Genomic DNA, 18,041 nt, shown 5'->3' with positions numbered 1-18,041 from the left:
CTTCCTACAGCTGAGCCATCCCGGAGGCGGGCCCCCGGACCCCCGTCGCCCAGGCAGCGGACGCCGGTCACCCGGCCATTGTTGCGTGCGGCAACGGCGGCGCCGAGGGCAATCCCGCATCGGAGGGTGTCGCGGCTCCGCACCCGCACTCCGGACGCGCCTCGACGGGCCGCGCGGACCAGGTCAGCATCGGCAGCGTGGGCTCCAGCCGGGACCCGGCACTGGGCGGCAGACGGCCGTCGAGGAAGGTGAGCGCGTGCGCCGTGGCGAGCCCTGCCACCACGGCGGACAGCGCGGTGTCGCAGGCCGGTGTGCCGGCGCGGCGGCCGGAACGCCACTGTGCCAGCATCCGCCCCCAGTACGGCTCCCGCGTCGCCCGCACCGCGGCCAGGCATCCCGCGCAGGGGGTGATTCCGGGCAGGACCAGCGGCCCGATGACACCGGTGGCCTCGATGACGCCGGCGTACAGATGGGGGATACCGGAGGTGAGCAGCGGCTCGGCCTCGGCCGGGTCCGGGGCATACGCCGCCAGCCCGTCGCGCGGGGCCAGCACCACCAGCGCCAGCCCCGGCTCGCCCTCCCCCGGGGGACCCGCCGACCGCCGCGGGCGGGCACAGGGGGCCGACCGGCGGACCAGCCGCCGGGCGGCCGCGTCCCGGCGCTCACCGATCTGCTCGGCGGTCAGCCCGCCCGGGGCGACGTCCCACGGCTCCACGCAGCCGCCGTCCACCACATCGACCTGCCCCACCCCGGCGGCCGACAGCGCCGCCGCTACAGCCGCGCCCACCCGGCCCGCGCCCCGGACCTGCACCCGCATCGCCCGCCGGGCACCCAGCACCCGCAGCCCGGCACCGGGCGCCGGATGCAGCAGAGACAGTGAGGCCAGGTCAGGGCGCAGCCGGGCCAGGGCACCGCTGTCGCGCACCGCGGCGGCGGGCTCGCCGCCGCCGGCCGGATCGTCCAGCAGCCCGGCCGCGGCCAGACGCTCCACGAGCGCGTCGGCCCGCCCCTGAGATAGACCCAGCCGCCGCGCCTCCTGCCGCAGCAGCGGCAGCCCGCGGGTGCCGTCGAGCAACTCCAGGAAGCTGCCGGTCGCGGTGTCGACCGGCCCCAGCACCACCGCACGCGCTTCGGTCACCCCGAACTGCACCGTGTCGCGATCGCGCCAGCCACGCCGCAGCGCCGGCTTGAGCATCGGATGCGTCGCGGGCCCGCCCCGCTCCGTGGCGCTCGCGCGCCCCGCCGACCCCTGTCGCCGCGCCGGCCCCCGTCGCCCCGTCGACCCCCGTCGCATCACCGCGCCGGCCGACGTGCCCGCCCCCGCTCGCTTGACTGCCCCCGTGACCGCCTCCGCCGGCGTGACCGTCCCGGTCCGCGTGACCGTGCCCGTCCGCATGGCCCTCCCCCTTCTCCCCGTGTTCCCCGTAGTGCTCCCTGCCTCCCCGGTGAGACCACCGGCGTGGGCCCAGCATGCTCCCGTCGGCGATCGGCCACCGAGAGTTATCCACAGGCATGCGCATTAGTCGTACAAGCCGTGCAGTTGGTGGGGCGGTTCGTCCGCAACGGCGTGCGGGGCGGGACTTCGCACGCCGCAAGCCGGTAACGTCGGGGCGTGTCCGCCGACCCCGCCCCGCGCTGCGCCGGGGAATCCCCGTTGCAGAGCGCCGCGAAGCCGAAGCTCGCCACGCCGAGCCCGCTGGACCGGAGCTCCGGGCCCGGCGCGGTCGAGGTCCGCCGCAGCAGCCGCCGACGCAGAACGGTCTCCGCCTATCGCGAGGGCGACCGGACCGTCGTCCTCATCCCGGCTCGGATGTCCGAGGCGGAGGAGCGCCGCTGGGTGGGGGTGATGCTGGACAAGCTCGCCGCGCAGGAGAGCAAACGGATGCTCGGCGACAGCGAGCTGGCAGCGCGGGCCGCGCGGCTGTCGGACCAGTACCTCCAGGGACGGGCCCGGCCCGCCACCGTGCGCTGGGTGACGAATCAGAACACCCGCTGGGGCTCCTGCACCCCGGCCGAGGGCAGCATCCGGCTCTCGCACCGGCTCCAGGGCATGCCGGAATACGTCGTGGACTACGTGCTGCTGCACGAGTTGGCGCATCTGCTGGTCCCCGGGCACGGGCCGAGCTTCTGGCGGCTGCTGGAGAGCTACCCCCGGACGGAACGGGCCCGCGGATACCTGGAGGGGGTGGTGGCGGTCGACCGGCTGCCGCACCTGCCGGCGGCGCGCGGCGGGGATGCGCGGCAGTAGAGCGGCGGCGTACCGGAACGCGGTCTCGCGGATCGCTGGAACCGGGCGTCCTCGCCCCGGCGTCGCTCTATGTCGGCGGCAGCGGTTAGCCTGGCGCGCAATGCACTCTTTCGGTTTCGGGATGGGGGACGGTCGTTACGTATGGCCAGGGAATTCCAGCGCGGCCACAAGGCCAAGATCAGTGACCTGACGGCCGGAAGGGACCTGTACGTCGGCGTGCAGATCGCCGGCCCTGGTCTGACCTTCGACATCAGCTGCTTCGGTCTCGACGCCAACGAGCAGCTGTCCGACGACCGCTACTTCATCTTCTACAACCAGCCCAAATCGCCCGAGGAGGCGATCCAGCAGCTCGGCGCCCAGGCCGGCGACACCGAGTCCTTCCGGGTCACCCTCGACAGCATCCCGCAGAACATCCACAAGCTGGCCTTCACCGCCACCATCGACGGCGCCGGCCAGATGTCGCAGATAGGCCCGGGGTACATCCGGGTCGTCGCGGGCGGTGAGGAGGTCGTCCGGTACTCCTTCACCGGCTCGGAGTTCAGCACCGAGCGCGCCGTGATGCTGGGCGACTTCTACCTCAAGGACGTGTGGCGGTTCGCCGCCGTCGGGCAGGGCTTCGACGGCGGGCTGGAGGCGCTGCTGCGCAACTTCGGCGGCGAAGTGGCAGAGGAGGAGCCCGCGCCCGCCCCCGCGCAGGGCGCCGCCCCCGGCTTCGCGCCGCCGGCCGGTCAGGCCGCCGCTCCCGGATTCGCCGCCCCGGCCGCCGCCCCGTCGGCACCTCAGCAGCCCGCTCCGGACTTCGGGCAGCCGCAGCCCGGACCGCAGTCCCCGCCGCAGCCCGCCGCCGCGCAGGGCTTCGCGCCCCCGCCGGCCGCCCCCGCGCCGTCGCAGATGCACGCCGCGCAGACCATCGCCGCGCCGCTGGTCCCGCCCGGCGGCCCGGTCCCGCCGCCCGGCCCGGCCGGGCAGCCCGGCCAGTTCCCCGGCCAGCAGCCGCCCTACGGAGCCGGCGTCCCGCAAGGGGCTCCGCCGATGCAGCCCGGTATGCCGGGCGCTCCCGGTCAGGCGCCGTACGGCCAGCCCGGCCCGTACCCGGGTCAGCCCGCGCCCCCGCCCGGCCAGTTCCCCGGCCAGCCCGGACAGCCGGGCCCCTACGGGCAGCCCGGCCAGGCCCCGGGCATGCCGCCGCAGGGAATGCCGCAGGGTATGCCCCCGGGCATGGCGCCGCAGGGTGCCGCCGCACCCGGAGTCCAGGCCGCGCTCGCCAAGTACCGCGAGGCGCCGACCGGCCAGCGCTGGGCCCTGCAGAACCCCAAGCTGATCCGGGTCGACCTCGGGGTCGGAGGCCAGCCGGTGCTGGCCAAGCAGGGCACGATGGTGCTCTACCAGGGCAAGGTGGACTTCAGTTACAAGGGCGCCGGCTTCCGCGGCCGGATCACCGGCAACGCCACCGGCCAGGAGATGCAGCTGATGCGCTGCACCGGGCAGGGCCAGGTCTTCCTCGCGGAGAACGCGGCCGAGGTGCACCCCATCGAGCTGCAGGGCGACGGAATCTGCGTCTCCGCCGAGAGCGTCCTCGCCTTCGACGAGTCGCTGCACCACGAGGTGCGCCGCATCGAGGGCCACGGCATCCCCGGTGGCGCGCTGTTCACCATGCAGTTCCAGGGCACCGGCACCGTGGTGATCAAGACCCAGGGCACCCCGGTGGTGCTGCCGGTCACTCCGACCACCTTCGCGGACAGCAACGCCATCGTCGCCTGGTCCGCCGCCTCGCAGGTGATCATTTCCAGCCAGGTGCGGCTGCGGCGCAACGCCTATCCCGGCCACTCCGGCGAGACCGTGAACCTCCAGTTCCGCGGTGCGCCCGGCAACTTCATCGTCGTCCAGCCCTACGAGGTCTGAGGGAGCCCGTCATGGACCAGCAAATGATCACGGGCTACGCCCCGGCCCCGCTCTCCGCCCGCATGGAGAACCACGGCAGCAGCATGCTCAAGGTCGCGATGCAAAGCGGCCAGGACCTCTTCGCCCGCACCGGTTCGATGGTGGCGTACGAGGGCTTCGTGCAGTACGAGCCGAACCCGCCCGCGGTGCGCCAGATGGCCTCGCAGTGGCTGACCGGCGAAGGCGCCCCGCTGATGAAGTGCTCCGGCGACGGCCTGCTCTACCTCGCCGACTACGGCGCGGACGTGGTCTGCGTCAACCTCAACAACGACTCGCTCTCGGTCAACGGCACCAACCTGCTCGCCTTCGACGCGCACCTCACCTGGGGCGTCCAGCGAGTCAAGGGCATGGCGAAGTTCGCCGGTCAGGGCCTGTTCAACGTGGGCATCTCGGGCACCGGCTGGGTCGCCCTGACCTCGCGCGGCACCCCGATCGTCGTCGACTGCGGGCGCGGCGAGGACGAGACCTACGTGGACCCCGACGCACTCGTCGCCTGGTCGACCAACCTGAAGATGAAGGGCAAGCGAAGCTTCAAGGCGTCCTCGATGATCGGCCGGGGCAGCGGCGAGGCGTACCAGCTCGGCTTCTCCGGGCAGGGCTTCGTCGTCGTCCAGCCCAGCGAGGACAGCACCGACCGGCTCCGGGCCCGGGGCTGAGGGGGAAACACATCATGCAGAGCCCGCTTTTCGGCCTGACCGAGACCCAGACCCAGGACCGGTACGCGCTGCAGAACCCGCAGCTGCTGCGCGTCGCGCTCTCCGGTCAGGACGACATCCTCGCCCGGAAGGGCACGATGGTCGCCTACCAGGGGCTGATCGAGTTCGACCCCGACTACCAGACGCAGGGGCAGCGCAGGGCGCGCGCCCAGACCGGCGAGGGCCTGGACCTGATGCGCTGCTCCGGTCAGGGCAGCATCTACTTCGCCAACCTCGCCCAGCATGTGCACATCGTGGACGTCGACCACGACGGTCTGACCGTCGACGGCGCGTACGTCCTGGCGCTGGACTCCGCGCTGCACTGGGAGGTCATCGCGGTGGACAGCCAGTTCGGGGTCTCCGGTTCGGGCAAGTACAACCTCAGCATCACCGGGCGCGGCAAGGTGGCCCTGATGACCTCCGGTCAGCCGCTGATGCTCCAGGTCACCCCGGACAAGTACGTCAACGCGGACGCGGACGCCATCGTGGCCTGGTCCAACTCGCTGCGTGTCCAGATGCAGGCCCAGACCCACTCCTCGGGAGTGTGGCGGCGCCGGGGCAACACCGGCGAGGGCTGGGAGCTGAGCTTCCTCGGCCAGGGATACGCGCTGGTGCAGCCCAGCGAGCTGCTGCCGCCGCAGAACGCCGTCATCGGACAGGGCGCGGCCGCGCAGTTCGGCATGGGACAGCAGGGGGCCCGCGGTCAGAACCAGGGCAACATCTGGGGCAGCTGACGGACACGGGCAGCCGGCGACGGCGGTGACGACGGCGGCCGCCGTCAGCCGAGGTGCCTGGGGCGCGGGCGGGATCTCCCGCCCGCGCCTTCCGTTTCACAGCCCGGGGGAACAGCCCCGGTGTCACAGCCCGGGGGCACGGCCCCGACGCCACAGCCTTGGTGTCAGAGCCGGGCCAGGGTGCGGTCCAGCAGACGGCGGACCGAGGCGTCTGCCACCTCCGCGACCTCGTCGTACCCGAACCAGCGCAGGTCCAGGGACTCGTCGCTGATGGCCGCGACCGCGCCGGCCGGTGCCAGCGCGGCGTACTGCACGTCCAGATGCCAGGCGCACGGGGTCCGGTGCCGGTCCAGGCCGACCGGCCCGCCGGGCAGCAGGGTCAGACCCGGGATCCCGGACTCCTCGGTGGCCTCGCGCAGCGCCGCGCCCGCCAGCGTGGTGTCCTGCGCCTCGCAGTGGCCGCCCATCTGCAGCCACTCCCGGAGCTTGCGGTGCAGGGTGAGCAGCACCTGCCCGCGCGAGGGATCGATGACCAGTGCGCTGGCCGTCAGATGGCCCTCGCGGTTCTCCCGCCACATGGCGTCCGGGTACGTGGCCAGGTGGGTCAGGTAGGAGGCGCGCAGCTCGTCCTGCTCGGCGGCCGGCGCGGGCCACTCACCGAGCACCCGCGCCGCGTCGTCATGCAGGCTCACCGGTCGCCACCGGCACCCTCGTCGTCGCCCTTGCCCGCATCCGGCTTGCCCAGGTCAGGCTTGCCGAGGTCCGGCTTGCCGGGCGTCTCCCCGCCGCGGCCGGCCGCCTCGCCGAGCATCTTGTCCAGCTCGGAGAAGTCCAGCGTCTCGCGGTGCACGAAGCCGTCCGGGTCGTCCAGGTCGGCGGCGGTGGGCAGCATGTCCGGGTGCTCCCACAGGCCGTCCCGGCCGTCCAGCCCGCGGGCGTCGGTCAGCGAGGCCCACAGCCGAGAGGCATCCCGCAGCCGGCGCGGCCGCAGCTCCAGCCCGATCAGGGTGGCGAAGGTCTGCTCCGCCGGTCCGCCGGTGGCCCGGCGGCGGCGCAGCGTCTCGCGCAGCGCGTCGGCCGACGGCAGGTGCGGGGCGGCGGCCGCGTGGACCACGGCGTCCACCCAGCCCTCGACCAGCGCGAGCGCGGTCTCCAGCCGGGCCAGCGCCGCCTTCTGGGCGGGGGTGTCCTCGGGCTGGAACATGCCCTGCTGGAGCGCCTCCTGCAGCTGCTCGGGGTGGGTCGGGTCCAGCTGCCCGACCGCGTCCTCCAGCTTGGCGGTGTCCACCTTGATGCCGCGGGCGTAACCCTCCACGGCGCCGAAGAGATGCGAGCGCAGCCACGGCACATGGGCGAAGAGCCGCTGGTGGGCGGCCTCGCGCAGGGCCAGGTAGAGCCGCACCTCCTCCTCGGGCACGCCGAGGCCGGAGCCGAACCCGGCGATGTTCACCGGGAGCAGCGCCGCCTTGCCGGCCGGGCCGAGCGGCAGCCCCACATCGGTGGAGCCGACGACCTCACCGGCCAGCACGCCCACCGCCTGCCCGATCTGGGAGCCGAACATCGCGCCGCCCATCGAGCGCATCATGCCGAGCAGCGGGCCCGCCATGGCCTGCATCTCCTCGGGCAGCACATCGCCCATGGCCGCACCGACCCGCTCCGCGACCGGGTCCACCAGCTCCTTCCAGACCGGGAGCGTGGCCTCGACCCACTCGGCGCGGCTCCAGGCCACCGCCGTGCTCGAACCGGACGGCAGCGAGGTCGCCCCGTCCAGCCACAGGTCGGCCAGGCGCACGGCCTCCTCGACCGCGGCCCGCTCGGCCGCGCCGACGCTGACGTCCTTCCGCTCGCCCTTGGCGCCGGTGCCGCGCGCCACGGTCTGCCGGGCGATGTCCTTGGCCATGTCCCAGTTCACCGGGCCGCCCTCGTAGGAGAGCATCTGGCCGAGCTGCTGGAAGGCCGCGCCCAGATCGCTGGGGTTCAGCGAGCCGAACATCGCGGCGAAGGGGTTGTCCGCCCCGCCCTGGCCACCGCCGAAGCCGAAGCCGAACGGATTCGCGGGACCCTGGCCGCCTTCCTGGCCGCCGTCCTTCTTCTTGCCGTTGTCGCCGTCCTCCGGCTCCTCCGGCGGAAGGCCGAATCCGAATGGGGTGTCACTCACGGGTTTCCTCGGCTCGTAGGGCCGCCGGCGCTGGACCGGCGGCGAATGCCCTTTCAATCACCACCCAGCGTAGACACCTCGCCCGTTTCCGGGCTCGGTGCTCCGCCGATGCACGGCCTGCGGCAGGATGGACGTCACCTCGTACGTACGCGTGAGACGCGTGCGTACTGATGACAACCGCTGGAGACGCCCGGTGAGTTCCCCAGAGCGAGAAGTTCGCGCAGCGCGAAACGATACGACGAGCACCGCGAGACGCCCTGTCGTGGCGGTCACCGGTGCCGCGTCGGGAGTCGGCGCGCTGCTGACCCGGCGGCTCGCCGAGTCCGAAGAGATCAAGCGGGTCGTGGCCATCGACGAGCGGCGCGGTGAGATCCCCGAGGCACACTGGCAGGTGCTGGACGTGCGGGATCCCACCATCGCCGACAAGCTGCGCGGGGCCGACGTGGTCGTCCACCTCGCCGTCGATCTCGACCTGGAGACCGACCCGGCCGCGCGCACCGCCTACAACGTGCGCGGCACCCAGACCGTGCTGACCGCGGCGGCGGCCGCGGGGGTGCGCCGGGTGGTGCTGTGCACCTCCGCGATGGTCTACGGAGCGCTTCCGGACAACGATGTTCCGCTGGCCGAGGACGCCGAGCTGCGGGCCACCGCCGAGGCCACCGGCGTCGGCGACCTGCTGGAGATAGAGCACCTGGCGCGGCGGGCACCCCGAGCGCACCCGGGACTCAACGTCACCGTGCTGCGCCCGGCCATCCTGGTGGGCGGGACGGACACCGCGCTCACCCGTTACTTCGAGTCACCGCGCCTGCTGGTGGTCGCCGGATCCCGCCCCACCTGGCAGTTCTGCCATGTGGAGGACCTGGTCAGCGCCCTGGAGTACGCCGTGCTGGAGAAGGTCGAGGGGGAGCTGGCGGTCGGCTGCGACGGCTGGCTGGAGCAGGAGGAGGTCGAGGAGCTGTCCGGTATCCGGAGGATGGAGCTGCCGTCGGCCGTCGCCCTCGGCGCCGCCTCCCGGCTGCACCGGCTCGGCCTGACCCCCTCCCCGGCCGGTGACCTGGCGTACACCATGCATCCGTGGGCGGTGAGCGGCAGCGGTCTGCACGACGCGGGCTGGCGGCCGCAGTGGACCAACGAGGAGGTCCTCGCGGAGCTGCTGGAGGAGGTCGCGGGCCGGCGTACGGTCGCCGGACGCCGACTGGGGCGCAAGGACGCCACCGCGGCGGGGGCGGCGGGCGCGACGGTGGCCCTGCTGGGCACCGCGGCCCTGGTGCGACGGGCCCGCAAGGCCCGCCGCCGCCTCTGAGACGCCGGGCCGGGGGAGGGGGCCCGGAGTCCTTCGGGTGCCGAACGCAAGGAAGGGCTGCCGCCGGGCCTGCCGGGCCGAAGTGATTTCGGAATCGTGATTCCGTCATACGGTATTCCGCTTGGGTGAGCGGTTGAGGCACGATGGACCGTATGGCACGTACGCATCACCGCCCCGACCACCCCGGCGAGCAGGCGGCAGCCGATCCGATCCGGCTGCTGGCGATCCGGGACACCCCGCTCTCGGTGGACGAGGTGTTCCAGGCCGTCGGTGACGACGCCGCGGGCGGCACCGCGCTCTTCGTCGGGACCGTGCGCGACCACGACGGTGGTACCGATGTCGCCGCGCTCTCCTACTCCTGCCACCCCACCGCGGAGGCCGAGATGCGCCGGATCGCCGAGAAGGTGGCGGCCGACTTCCCGGTGCGTGCGCTGGCCGCCGTGCACCGGGTCGGGGACCTCGCCATCGGCGATCTCGCGGTCGTGGTCGCCGTCTCCTGCCCGCACCGGGGGGAGGCGTTCGAGGCCTGCCGCCGGCTGATCGACGACCTCAAGCGCGAGGTCCCGATCTGGAAGCACCAGACCTATGCCGACGGGGCCCAGGACTGGGTCGGCGCCTGCTGATCATCCCCCTGGCGCGGGCCCGTTGGGGCCCTGCACCCGCCCGGCGCACCCGCGGTTGCGTAACCGGCACCCTGCCGTAAGCGTTGATCGGGCAGACGATTAATCTGCTGATCTGTCAGTTGCTTTTGCATAAGGGGTCGGGAGGACGCGGTGGCGGCGCTTCTCTGGTTGCTCATTCCGGTTTTCGCGGCGCTGGCCGCCGTGCTGTACGCCGGCTGGGCGACGCGCAACCGCAAGACCGGAGGGGATGTCGCCGAGCTGGCCGGGTACGCCCGGTTCCGCGAGGCGATGGAGCGGTCGCATTCCGGTTCCGACGCCGCCTAGCGAGGACCGGAACATACGCATCCGCCAACGGGCTCCGGGGGCCGCTGCCCGTACGGACGGCCCCGGGGGTGGACTGGCGGACCCGTCCCGTACTGTCGTTCCATGCCACGCCGCACTGCGACGATGCTCGCCTCCCTGTTGACGCTGATCGCGCTGCTGTGCGCGGGGGTCCTGATCCCCGTGCCGTACGCCGAGATGTCACCCGGGCCCACGTACAACACGCTGGGTGAGCACAAGGGCGAGCAGGTGCTGCAGATCCGCGGCCACAAGGTCTACGAGGCCGACGGCAACCTCAACATGACCACGGTCCGGGTCACCGGCTCGGAATACCGGATGAACCTGTTCGAAGCGGTCTACGGCTGGCTCGCGGACGACGACATCGTCGTCCCGCACAAGACCCTCTACCCGGACGACAAGACGCCGGAAGAGGTCGACCAGGAGAACGCCGTCGAGTTCACCCAGTCCCAGGAGAGCGCCAAGGTCGCGGCGCTGAGGTACCTGAAGATCCCGGTCCGCTCCAGCGTCGTCGTCGGAACGGTCTTCGAGGGCAAGCCGGCCGAGGGCAAGCTGCGCACCGGTGATGTGATCAAGAAGGTGGACGGGACGGCGGTCGCCGGGCCCGAGGACGTCGGCAAGCTGGTGAGCAAGCACAAGCCCGGCGAGAAGGTGGTCTTCACGGTCATCCCGGCCAAGGAGGCCCAGCTGGGGAAGAAGACCGGAAAGCTGCCGCAGGACACCGTGCCGGTGACCATCACGACGAGGAAGGCGGAGAAGGGGGACCGCGCCGTCGTCGGTATCGCGGCCGCCATCGACTACACCTTCCCCTTCCAGATCGACATCAAGCTGGCGGACGTCGGCGGCCCCAGCGCCGGGCTGATGTTCACCCTGGGCCTGATCGACAAGCTGACGCCGGGGGACATGACCGACGGCAAGTTCGTCGCGGGCACCGGCACCATCGACGAGGCGGGCAAGGTCGGCGCGATCGGCGGCATCGCGATGAAGACCATCGGGGCGCGGAAGGCGGGCGCGGAGTACTTCCTGACGCCCAAGGAGAACTGCGCGACCGCCGCCGAGCACGTGCCCGACGGGCTCACCCTGGTCAAGGTGAGCACCCTGGACGACGCGGTGAAGGCGCTGGCGGACATCCGCGCGGACAAGACCTCGAAGCTGCCCAGCTGCACCAAGGGCTGAACCCGGCCGCCTGATGGCGTCGCCCCCCGGTGGCCGGGCGCCACGGCCGCGGCCCGGCGGCGACCGGGCCGGGCGGGTGGGGGCCGCCGGGCCCGGAACCGGTCCCGGCCGGTCAGTCGGCGAAGGTCGCGGAGAGCGCCTCGGCCAGCCCCGGCACCAGGTCCGGGCCGGTCAGCACCTCGGTCGGCGAGTCCTTCTCGCGCAGCCGCACCGCGGACTCGCGCGATCCGTCGCGCAGCACCGCGACCGTCATCCGCACCTCCTGGCGCTCGGGATGCCGGGCCACCCAGGCCGCCAGCTTCGCCTCGCTCAGGCCCTTGGGCACCGAGGCTTCGGCGGACGGCGGCAGCATCAGCCGCTCCACGGTCAGGGCGCAGCCGATGACCGCGTCCGGCCAGGCGATGGTGCCGAGGAACTCGTCGAGCGCGGTGTTCGCGGGCAGCTCCTCCTGCTCGATGGGGGTGTAGGAGGGGCCGGCGGTGCTCTCGGCACCCTGGTCCAGCCCGAGCTGCTCGGCCAGGCCGGGCTCCTGGGCGCGCAGCTTGGCGGTGTCGACGAGGGCGAAGAGCCGGGCGGGCTGGTCCCAGCCCAGGCCGGACGCGTACTCGTCGACCTCGAGCACGGCCCGGGTCAGCGGGTTCGCGGCCATCGGACCCGGCGACGGCTGCTCGGAGGAGGGTGTGGGGTCGGGAAGGTTGGACATGGGCAACATCGTGCCTTGTTCAGACCCGAAAACGGGAACTGGGTAAAGCCTGAGTAAGTTGCATCAGTGGGCCCTACGATCGCGGGGCCCGCTCATTCGACAGCGAACTTCGAGGTGCGCACCTTGGCTTTCCAGATGCCGGACCGCGGCGGAGGCCCGACAGGGCCACGGATCAGAGTCGGCCGACCCTCCCGGCGTGTCCGGACGCTGCTCATGACCCTGGGTGTGCTGGCCGTGCTGGCCATGCTCTTCGTCATGTTCGCGGGGTTCTGGACCGATTGGCTGTGGTATCGCTCGGTCCATTACACCTCCGTCTTCACGACCACCCTGTGGACCAAGGTCGGGCTGTTCGCCGTCTTCGGTCTGCTGATGTCCCTGGCCGTCGGTCTGAACATCTGGCTGGCGCACCGGCTGCGGCCGCCGCTGAGCGCGATGTCGCTGGAGCAGCAGAGCCTGGACCGCTACCGGATGGCCATCGCGCCGTACAAGACCTGGGTGCTGGTCGCGGTCACCGCGCTGGTCGGCCTGATCGCCGGCGCCTCCGCCTCCGGTCAGTGGCGCACCTGGCTGCTGTACGTCAACGGCGTGCCGTTCCACCAGAAGGACCCGCAGTTCCACAAGGACGCGTCCTTCTACACCTTCGACCTGCCCTGGTACCGCTTCCTGCTGAGCTTCGGGTTCGCGGCCACCGTGCTGTCGCTGATCGCCGCCGTGCTCGTGCACTACCTCTACGGGGGCCTGCGGCTGACCAGCCCCGGCGCGCGCGCGACCTCGGCGGCCACCGGGCATCTCTCGGTGCTGCTCGGGGTCTTCGTCGCGCTCAAGGCGGTCGCGTACTGGCTCGACCGGTACGGCCTGGCGGTGAAGTCCAGCGGCTTCAAGGGCACCGGTGACTGGACCGGGCTGCGCTACGTGGACGCCAACGCCTACCTGCCGGCGAAGACGATCCTGTTCTTCATCGCGCTGATCTGCGCCGTGCTGTTCTTCGCGACGCTGTGGCGGCGCACCTGGCAGCTGCCGCTCATCGGCTTCGGCCTGATGGTGCTCTCGGCGGTGCTGATCGGCGGCCTCTACCCGGCGATCGTCCAGAAGTTCCAGGTCCAGCCGAACGAGCAGGCCAAGGAAGCGCCGTACATCAAGAAGAACATCGAGGCCACCCGGCAGGCGTACGGCATCGACGCGGCCAAGCCGGAGGACTACGAGGGCGAGAGCAGCACGGACAACAAGCGGCTGCGCGCCGACGCCGGCGACGCGGCGAGCCTGCGCCTGCTCGACCCCAACGTGGTCTCGCCCACCTTCCAGCAGCGCCAGCAGGTGCGCGGCTACTACGGCTTCCCCGCCACGCTGGACATCGACCGCTACAAGACCGCGGACGGCAAGGAGCAGGACACCGTCATCGGTCTGCGCGAGCTGGACATCGAGGGCATCCCCGAGCGCAACTGGATCAACGACCACTTCAAGTACACCCACGGCTACGGTGCCGTGGCGGCCAAGGGCACCTCGGTCGAGAAGAACGGTCTGCCGGAGTTCACCGAGCGGAACCTCCCGTCCCGGGGCGCCTTCCCCAAGTACGAGCAGCGCATCTACTACGGCGAGCGCACCACGCAGTACTCGATCGTGGGCGGCCCGCAGAAGGAGCTCGACTACTCCGGCGACAACGGCGAGGAGAAGACGTACACCTACAAGGGCGACAGCGGGGTCAACCTCTCCAACCCGGTCAACCGCGCGGCGTACGCCCTCACCTTCGGCGACCCGAAGATCCTCTACTCCGGTGCCATCGGCGACGGCTCGCGGATCCTCTACAAGCGCACGCCCAAGGAGCGCGTCGAGGCGGTCGCCCCGTGGCTGACCATCGACGGTGACGCCTATCCGGCGGTGGTCGGCGGACGCATCCAGTGGATCGTGGACGCCTACACCACCGTCAACAACTACCCGTACTCCTCGCGGACGACCCTGGGGGACACCACCGCCGACTCCCTGACCGACGGGGAGCGCGAGGTGGTCGCCCAGCAGAACAAGGTCAACTACATCCGCAACTCGGTCAAGGCGACGGTCGACGCCTACGACGGCTCGGTCAAGCTCTACGAGTGGGACACCGAGGACCCGGTGCTGAAGACCTGGCGGAAGGCGTTCCCGGGCACGGTGAAGCCCAAGAGCGAGATCAGCGACAGCCTGATGCAGCACTTCCGCTACCCGCAGGACCTGTTCAAGGTGCAGCGGGAGCTGCTCACCCGCTACCACGTCACCGACCCCGCGCAGTTCTACAGCGGCAGTGAGGTGTGGCAGGTCCCGGACGACCCGACGAACAAGGGCAATTTCGTCCCGCCGTACTACCTGAGCATGCGGATGCCGGACGAGAAGGACCAGACGTTCTCGCTGACGACCACCTTCACGCCCAACGAGCGGGAGACCCTCGGTGCGTTCATGGCGGTCGACGCCGATGCGACGAGCAAGAGTTACGGCAGAATCCGGCTGCTGAAACTCCCGCCCAACACACCGGTGTCAGGTCCACAGCTGGTGCAGAGCCTCTTCAACTCCAATCCGAAGATCGCCGAGTCCATCAGCCTTCTCAAACGCGGTGACTCCACGGTGGAGTACGGAAATCTGCTCACCGTGCCGCTCGACGGCGGACTGCTCTACGTGGAGCCGGTCTACGTCAGAGGCGCGGGGACGGACTACCCGCTGCTGAAGAAGGTGCTGGTCTCCGACGGCGGTGACCGGATCGCCTTCGAGGACACCCTGGAGAGGGCGCTCGACGTGGCCTTCGGCCAGAAGCCGCCCACCGATTCGACGAAGCCGCCGGGCAAGCCCGAGAAGCCCGAGAAGCCCGAGGTGCCGCCGACCGGTGACGCGACGGTGCAGGAGGCGCTGAAGGACGCCCAGGAGGCGTTCGAGGCGGGCGAGAAGGCCATGGCCAAGGAGGGCGGGCCGGACTGGGCCGCGTACGACAAGGCGCAGGAGGACCTGAAGAACGCTCTCCAGCGGGCCGCCGACGCGGAGCGCGAGGCCGCCGAGAAGCAGGGCGGCGAACAGGGCGGCCGGCAGGACCAGAAGCCGGCGGACGAGCCGGAGAAGGGCAGGAGACAGGACGACACCTGAGGCGGCCCTCCCGCGCCGTGGTACGGTAAAAGCACAACGGCGCGGGGTGGAGCAGCTCGGTAGCTCGCTGGGCTCATAACCCAGAGGTCGCAGGTTCAAATCCTGTCCCCGCTACTGAACGACGAGGCCCGGATCCTCAAGGATCCGGGCCTTTGTCGTGCGTCCACCCCCGCCGACCGCGCTTCACACGTTTGACTTATCTCTCTGTGGGCATGTCGACAAAACGCTGAAGTGACCTCACTGGCTGCGGTATACCAGGTGTACGGGCGTTGCGGGTGGTGCGACGATGGAATTCGTGGGGGACAGGGCAAGTCTGTTGGAGACAGGGCGTTTTGTGCAGGCGCACGACGATGCCGAGGAAGAGACGCGGCACCGGAGTGCCGCCGAGGCGGGCGACACCGCCGCCATGAGCGTCCTCGGCTCCCTGCTGCTGCGCCGCGGCGACCTGGACGGAGCCGAGCCCTATCTGCGCGCGGCCACCGCCGCCGGGGACCGGGCCGCCGCCAACAACCTGGGAGTCCTGCTCCACCAGCGCGGGTGCGCCGACGAGGCCGCCGACTGGTGGCGGACCGCCGCCGTCGCCGGATCGGCCGCCGCCGCCCACGCGCTGGGCCGCCACCACCGCGAGCACGGCGACGAGCCGGCCGCCGAGTACTGGCTGCGCCAGTCCGCCGAGTCCGGGCACGCGCTCGGCGCCTACGCCCTCGCCGATCTGCTGGAGCACCGCAGCGACATCGGCGCCGAGCGCTGGTTCCGCGCCGCCGCCGAGCGCGGCCACCGGGAAGCCGCCTACCGCCTGGCCCGGATCCTGGACCAGCGGGAGAGCGAGGCCGAGCGCGGCCACACCGGCACCGGCCGAACCGGCGCCGGCCGCCCGGCCCGGACGGGTGCCGGGGCGCCGGGCACCGGCCACGGCGGGCCGGCCGGCACCGGCCCCGGCCGCGCGAGCGCGGTGCGTACCGGGCCGGGGCGGGCACCCGGGGGCGAGGCGGAGCAGTGGTACCGGCAGGCGGCCGCGCGCGGCCACCGGCGCGCCGCGCTGCACCTGGGCACCCTCCTGGAAGAGCGCGGCGACACCCACGAGGCGGGCCGCTGGTATCTGATGTCGGCCAAGGACGGCGAGTCGCGCGCCGCCTGTGCCCTGGGCTTCCTGCTGCGCGACGCGGGCGACGCCGAGAGCGCGGCCGTGTGGTGGCACCGGGCTGCCCAGGACGGCGACGGCAACGCGGCCAACGCGCTGGGCGCGCTCCACGCCGACCGGGGCGAGACGCAGACCGCCGAGCGCTGGTACCGCGCCGCGCTCGACGCCGGCGACCACAACGGCGCCTACAACCTCGGCCTGCTCTGCGCCGAGCAGGGCCGCGCGGTCCAGGCCGAGCAGTGGTACCGCCGCGCCGCCTACTCCGGCCACCGGGAGGCCGCCAACGCGCTCGCGGTGCTGCTGCTGCAGCGGGGCGACGCGGCCGGCGCCGAACCGTGGTTCTCCAAGGCCGCCGAGGCGGGCAGTGTGGACGCCGCGTTCAACCTCGGCATCCTGCACGCCGGCCGCGGCGAGGAGGCGCAAGCCCACCAGTGGTACGAGCGGGCCGCCGCCGGCGGACACACCGAGGCCGCGCTCCAGGTCGCCATCGTGCTGCTGCGGGACGGCGACGACCGGGCCGCCGAGCGGCATCTGCGCTGCGCCGCGGAGGGCGGCAGCACCGAGGCGGCCTTCCGGCTCGGCGCGCTGCTGGACCGGCCGGCCACCGACGGTGACACCTGCGGGGCGCTGGGCAAGGAACAGACCCAGGGCGCGGAGGACGAGCGCCCGGAGTGCGAGGAGTGGTACGAGCGGGCCGCCCGGGACGGTCACCGCAGGGCCCAGGTGCGGGTCGGCATGCTCGCGGCCGGGCGCGGCGACGTGGTCACGGCCGCCCGCTGGTACCGCCGCGCCGCCGAGGCGGGCAGCAGCAACGGCGCGTTCAACCTCGGGCTGCTACTGGCGCGCGAGGGCAGCGAGCCGGAGGCGGCCCTGTGGTGGCAGCGTGCCGCCGAGGCCGGCCACGGCCGCGCGGCGCTGCGGCTGGCGCTGCTCGCCGCCCGGCGCGGCCGGCTGACCGAGGGGCAGCGCTGGTGCGGCCGCGCCGTCGAGCTCGGCCCGGCGGAGGTCGCCGAGCGGGCGGCCCGGCTGCGCGACGCCCTCCAGCAGGAGCTGTCCGCCTGAGCACCGACGGCGGCGGACGGAGGCGAGCTCCGTATGGGATTTGCGATGCGTCCGTGGCGGAGGTTAAGGTTGCTACACACCGACGCGGGGTGGAGCAGCTCGGTAGCTCGCTGGGCTCATAACCCAGAGGTCGCAGGTTCAAATCCTGTCCCCGCTACGAAGACGTAGGGCCCGGATCCATCAGGATCCGGGCCCTACGCGCATGTCCCGTGCGTTTTCCGGCGCATGCCTTGAGCGAGCGGGCCCGCGGCGGCCCGGAGGGTGCGGCCCCGGGCCCGGGCGGCGGGATGCGGGGGCCCGGGTAGTGGGATCAGGTCGAACAGCTGGGGCAGACGCCGCGGTAGGTGACCTCGACCGCGGAGACGGCGAAGCCGAACCGCTCCTCTGGGGGGAGGTCGGCGAGCGGGTCGCCGGCCGGGTGGACGTCCCGGATCGTGCCGCAGCGCGAGCAGACCAGGTGCTGGTGGGCATGGTGGGCGTTGGGGTCGTACCGCTTGGCGCGGCCGTCCGTGCTGACCTCGATCACCTCGCCGAGCGAGACGAGCTCGCCGAGCGTGTTGTACACGGTCGCGCGCGAGATCTCGGGGAGCCGCTCGGCCGCCCGGGCGTGTACTTCGTCGGCGGTGTAGTGCACGTGGTCCCCGTCGAGGACCTCGGCGACCACACGCCGCTGGGCCGTCAGCCGCCAGCCGCGTCCGCGGAGGCGTTCCAGCAGGTCACTCATGCCATTCACCTATCAGTCAGATAAGGCCCAGCGTACCAGTGGCCTGTCCATGGCCGGATCCAGTACGAGTTTTCAGATCTTCTTGACTTAGACAA

Annotated in this window: 15 protein-coding genes and 2 tRNA genes; 12 read left to right on the top strand and 5 right to left on the bottom strand. The window is 72.3% G+C overall.

Features of this window, described 5'->3' with window-relative positions:
- Window positions 1-67: 67 nt before the first annotated feature.
- Window positions 68-1,195, bottom strand: coding sequence for a ThiF family adenylyltransferase (locus AC4BDD_RS09170; RefSeq protein WP_490690483.1), 1,128 nt, complete (start codon window positions 1,193-1,195; stop codon window positions 68-70).
- 417 nt (window positions 1,196-1,612) lie between these two features.
- On the opposite strand from AC4BDD_RS09170, the gene AC4BDD_RS09165 reads away from it, so the two are divergent.
- The 4 genes from AC4BDD_RS09165 (at window position 1,613) to AC4BDD_RS09150 (ending at window position 5,618) form a co-directional block, all read left to right on the top strand.
- Window positions 1,613-2,248 carry a M48 metallopeptidase family protein gene (locus tag AC4BDD_RS09165; protein ID WP_490690482.1) on the top strand — a complete coding sequence of 212 codons (636 nt, stop codon included), beginning with the start codon at window positions 1,613-1,615 and terminating at the stop codon, window positions 2,246-2,248.
- Window positions 2,249-2,389: 141 nt separating this feature from the next.
- Entirely contained in the window at window positions 2,390-4,150 is a 1,761-nt protein-coding gene (locus tag AC4BDD_RS09160; RefSeq protein WP_490690481.1) for a TerD family protein, read from the top strand.
- An 11-nt stretch (window positions 4,151-4,161) separates the two neighbouring features.
- On the top strand, window positions 4,162-4,845 hold the full coding sequence (locus tag AC4BDD_RS09155) for an AIM24 family protein (protein WP_490690480.1): 684 nt from the start codon (window positions 4,162-4,164) through the stop codon (window positions 4,843-4,845).
- A 14-nt stretch (window positions 4,846-4,859) separates the two neighbouring features.
- Window positions 4,860-5,618 carry an AIM24 family protein gene (locus AC4BDD_RS09150; RefSeq protein WP_490690479.1) on the top strand — a complete coding sequence of 253 codons (759 nt, stop codon included), beginning with the start codon at window positions 4,860-4,862 and terminating at the stop codon, window positions 5,616-5,618.
- A 164-nt stretch (window positions 5,619-5,782) separates the two neighbouring features.
- Here the strand turns inward: AC4BDD_RS09150 and AC4BDD_RS09145 are convergent, their stop codons facing one another.
- Together AC4BDD_RS09145 and AC4BDD_RS09140 are read right to left on the bottom strand one after the other, a co-directional pair.
- Window positions 5,783-6,310 (bottom strand): NUDIX hydrolase, encoded by a 528-nt coding sequence (locus tag AC4BDD_RS09145; RefSeq protein WP_490690478.1) that lies wholly within the window; start codon window positions 6,308-6,310, stop codon window positions 5,783-5,785.
- A complete protein-coding gene (locus tag AC4BDD_RS09140; RefSeq protein WP_490690477.1) occupies window positions 6,307-7,776 on the bottom strand; it encodes a zinc-dependent metalloprotease in 1,470 nt (489 codons plus the stop codon). Before AC4BDD_RS09140 ends, AC4BDD_RS09145 begins: the two co-directional genes overlap by 4 nt.
- A 193-nt stretch (window positions 7,777-7,969) precedes the next feature.
- Here AC4BDD_RS09140 and AC4BDD_RS09135 point away from each other — a divergent pair, with 193 nt between their 5' ends.
- The 4 genes from AC4BDD_RS09135 to AC4BDD_RS09120 all read left to right on the top strand — a co-directional run bounded on the left by AC4BDD_RS09135 (window position 7,970) and on the right by AC4BDD_RS09120 (window position 11,217).
- Window positions 7,970-9,079, top strand: a complete 1,110-nt coding sequence (locus AC4BDD_RS09135; protein ID WP_490690476.1) for an SDR family oxidoreductase — start codon at window positions 7,970-7,972, stop codon at window positions 9,077-9,079.
- Between the two features lie 152 nt (window positions 9,080-9,231).
- A complete protein-coding gene (locus tag AC4BDD_RS09130; RefSeq protein WP_490690475.1) occupies window positions 9,232-9,702 on the top strand; it encodes a molybdenum cofactor biosynthesis protein MoaE in 471 nt (156 codons plus the stop codon).
- A gap of 150 nt (window positions 9,703-9,852) precedes the next feature.
- Entirely contained in the window at window positions 9,853-10,026 is a 174-nt protein-coding gene (locus tag AC4BDD_RS09125) for a hypothetical protein (RefSeq protein ID WP_490690474.1), read from the top strand.
- A 102-nt stretch (window positions 10,027-10,128) separates the two neighbouring features.
- Complete coding sequence (locus AC4BDD_RS09120) at window positions 10,129-11,217, top strand: YlbL family protein (protein ID WP_490690473.1); 1,089 nt, start codon at window positions 10,129-10,131, stop codon at window positions 11,215-11,217.
- Window positions 11,218-11,329: 112 nt separating this feature from the next.
- On the opposite strand, the gene AC4BDD_RS09115 is transcribed toward AC4BDD_RS09120, so the two are convergent.
- Window positions 11,330-11,929, bottom strand: coding sequence for a PPA1309 family protein (locus AC4BDD_RS09115; protein WP_490690472.1), 600 nt, complete (start codon window positions 11,927-11,929; stop codon window positions 11,330-11,332).
- Window positions 11,930-12,055: 126 nt separating this feature from the next.
- On the opposite strand from AC4BDD_RS09115, the gene AC4BDD_RS09110 reads away from it, so the two are divergent.
- The 4 genes from AC4BDD_RS09110 (at window position 12,056) to AC4BDD_RS09095 (ending at window position 17,379) form a co-directional block, all read left to right on the top strand.
- Complete coding sequence (locus tag AC4BDD_RS09110) at window positions 12,056-15,019, top strand: UPF0182 family membrane protein (RefSeq protein ID WP_490691717.1); 2,964 nt, start codon at window positions 12,056-12,058, stop codon at window positions 15,017-15,019.
- A gap of 40 nt (window positions 15,020-15,059) precedes the next feature.
- Window positions 15,060-15,133, top strand: a tRNA-Met gene (locus AC4BDD_RS09105).
- A 172-nt stretch (window positions 15,134-15,305) separates the two neighbouring features.
- On the top strand, window positions 15,306-17,222 hold the full coding sequence (locus AC4BDD_RS09100) for a tetratricopeptide repeat protein (protein ID WP_490690471.1): 1,917 nt from the start codon (window positions 15,306-15,308) through the stop codon (window positions 17,220-17,222).
- An 83-nt stretch (window positions 17,223-17,305) separates the two neighbouring features.
- Window positions 17,306-17,379 (top strand) — tRNA-Met (locus AC4BDD_RS09095).
- Between the two features lie 153 nt (window positions 17,380-17,532).
- Here AC4BDD_RS09095 and AC4BDD_RS09090 read toward each other — a convergent pair.
- Complete coding sequence (locus AC4BDD_RS09090; protein WP_490690470.1) at window positions 17,533-17,946, bottom strand: Fur family transcriptional regulator; 414 nt, start codon at window positions 17,944-17,946, stop codon at window positions 17,533-17,535.
- Window positions 17,947-18,041 lie beyond the last annotated feature (95 nt).

The sequence above is a fragment of the Streptomyces sp. JLBT605 genome (genome assembly GCF_058215555.1).
Note: the sequence above shows the minus strand (reverse complement) of the source record. Positions and strands in the feature narration are given on the sequence as shown.

Bases quoted from the DNA above. Each gene is read 5' to 3' on its own strand.
- AC4BDD_RS09110 (WP_490691717.1), top strand. From the start codon at position 12,056: ATGCCGGACCGCGGCGGAGGCCCGACAGGGCCACGGATCAGAGTCGGC.
- AC4BDD_RS09150 (WP_490690479.1), top strand. From the start codon at position 4,860: ATGCAGAGCCCGCTTTTCGGCCTGACCGAGACCCAGACCCAGGACCGG.
- AC4BDD_RS09090 (WP_490690470.1), bottom strand. From the start codon at position 17,946: ATGAGTGACCTGCTGGAACGCCTCCGCGGACGCGGCTGGCGGCTGACG.
- AC4BDD_RS09115 (WP_490690472.1), bottom strand. From the start codon at position 11,929: ATGTTGCCCATGTCCAACCTTCCCGACCCCACACCCTCCTCCGAGCAG.
- AC4BDD_RS09155 (WP_490690480.1), top strand. From the start codon at position 4,162: ATGGACCAGCAAATGATCACGGGCTACGCCCCGGCCCCGCTCTCCGCC.
- AC4BDD_RS09100 (WP_490690471.1), top strand. From the start codon at position 15,306: ATGGAATTCGTGGGGGACAGGGCAAGTCTGTTGGAGACAGGGCGTTTT.
- AC4BDD_RS09160 (WP_490690481.1), top strand. From the start codon at position 2,390: ATGGCCAGGGAATTCCAGCGCGGCCACAAGGCCAAGATCAGTGACCTG.
- AC4BDD_RS09120 (WP_490690473.1), top strand. From the start codon at position 10,129: ATGCCACGCCGCACTGCGACGATGCTCGCCTCCCTGTTGACGCTGATC.
- AC4BDD_RS09130 (WP_490690475.1), top strand. From the start codon at position 9,232: ATGGCACGTACGCATCACCGCCCCGACCACCCCGGCGAGCAGGCGGCA.
- AC4BDD_RS09170 (WP_490690483.1), bottom strand. From the start codon at position 1,195: ATGCTCAAGCCGGCGCTGCGGCGTGGCTGGCGCGATCGCGACACGGTG.